At 39.6% G+C, this 1,883-nt stretch carries 2 protein-coding genes; both read right to left on the bottom strand.

Going from position 1 to position 1,883, the window contains the following annotated elements:
• Window positions 1-31: 31 nt before the first annotated feature.
• Complete coding sequence (locus JSQ97_RS13205; protein WP_205076401.1) at window positions 32-1,357, bottom strand: RHS repeat domain-containing protein; 1,326 nt, start codon at window positions 1,355-1,357, stop codon at window positions 32-34.
• 163 nt (window positions 1,358-1,520) lie between these two features.
• Window positions 1,521-1,883, bottom strand: a 363-nt coding sequence (locus JSQ97_RS12770; protein ID WP_205076400.1) for a hypothetical protein, incomplete at its 5' end; no start/stop codon positions are given.

Here is a 1,883-nt window from a genome sequence, read left to right as displayed (position 1 = left end):
ATTATTGATTTTATCAAAAAAAAGTTTTTCATTATTGTACCAGTTGATCCATATTGTCTTTTATACTTGTGACGCGATCATAATTTTCGATAATGCCTTGAAGAATTTTTGCAGCTGAAAGTTTTTTTGTGTCTAGCAAATAATTTTGTAATTTTAGTAAATCATTTTTCGAGATTAAACTTCCAGAAGTTTTCATAAAGCTTTTTATGTTTTGATTTAATATTTTTCCTGCACTAATAGATATTGCAAGCCCACATGCAATATCTATCAAATCTCCAAAGGCACCTACTTTTTCAGCAAAATCAGAATTACTTGAAACTCCTGCCAATGTTTCTGCTAAAAGTCCCATCCCATAACTTATAAATCCAATCATCGTATCTGGCATAATTTGATCTAATTTATCAGCATAATCTTCGCCATATAGTTCAGCTGCTATTGTTGTAGTTACAATTTTTCCAACAGAAGCAACTGCATTTATACCTCCATGTGCAACCATTAGACTTCCCATGAAAGCCCCCGCTCCTGTTATTCCTGTAGCCGAACTTATAGCGAGGCCAGAAACAGCTTCTGAAATATTTAATCCCAAACTTATTAAGTTATTCCAATTTCTAGAAAACCACCTTGATGTTTCCCTTCCATCCGGGTCCGTATACTTCACCGGATTATTTCCCGCGTAGTGATACAGTTGCAAATTTACAATGTTGAAAATACCGCCCATACCCGGCAGGCTTTGGTTATGCTTCTTCGCCTCATCATTCACAGGAGCTTGCGGTATATAATCATTCACCGCAGGATCCGCACTCAACCACCTACTGTATTTCGCATCGAGATACCGTGCTCCGTAGTAGTACAGCCCGGTTTCCTCATCCTGCTCTTTCGCCGTAAATTTGTAAGGCAAGTACCGCAAGCCTTCTTCTTTCTCCGTCTTCTTCTCTACCCACAGCTCCCCGTACGGCGTGTATTCTATGCGCTGGTATTCATTCCCTTCGTAGTCCGTTATGAGTTGTGCAGAACCTAAGTGATCGGGGTGATAATAATATTGGTGATGCCACTCATCGCTCTGCCCGTAGCTCGCTTCAAGCTTACTCGTCTGCTTCGTTACAACTCTCGTTTCACCCAAGTATATGTGCTTCGAATACTGCCCTTCGGGTAATCCCGTATCCGTGTGCCACGTCCACATCGTGTTGAAGTAGAGCGTTTCACTTGATTGAGTCGCCGTCCATTTGGCAGCGCGGTTACCGTACGTCGCGCAAGCGCGCCGTTTGCGTAATTGGAAATTATTATCTAGCGTGCCTTCGGCACCCAAGGCATCAGCACCATACACATAGCGCGTATCGTAGGCGGCTTTGCAGCTCAAACGCCATGATTTTGAGCCGCTGCTGAATTGTCAAAGAACAAAACTGCAAAATATTTCATGGGAATATCTTGCAGAAAATTTCTCGCAAATCACTTTATTATAATGCAACAATGATGAATTTGTAAAATACTTTTCTTCGGTTATGTCTTGGGTTGTTATAAAATTATTTTACATCGTCAAAAAGTTTTTGTATTTTTTCAACCATCGCTTCTTCCCCACTTAATTTTGCTGCTTCAAGACAACTCTCGTCTATAATTGCTCCGTATTTCAGCAATAAATCTACCTGACTTTCCCATTGCATTCCCTTCTTTATCGCTTCATACAAAGGGGTTGTTGCCTCTGATGTTTTACACAATTTACAGAACTCTTCATAAGACAAATTATCGTTATATGTTTGCCAATCAAAAGCAATATGATTCCCTTTAGTATCTACACTCGCACCCATTCTTATAAAAGCAGAAAGAAGCCGGTTAGCATTTTTAATATAATCCGATATATAATAATCCATAAGATTTTTATCCTGTTC

Source organism: Treponema sp. Marseille-Q4523 (assembly GCF_016901105.1).
GTDB lineage: Bacteria > Spirochaetota > Spirochaetia > Treponematales > Treponemataceae > Treponema_D.
Note: the sequence above shows the minus strand (reverse complement) of the source record. Positions and strands in the feature narration are given on the sequence as shown.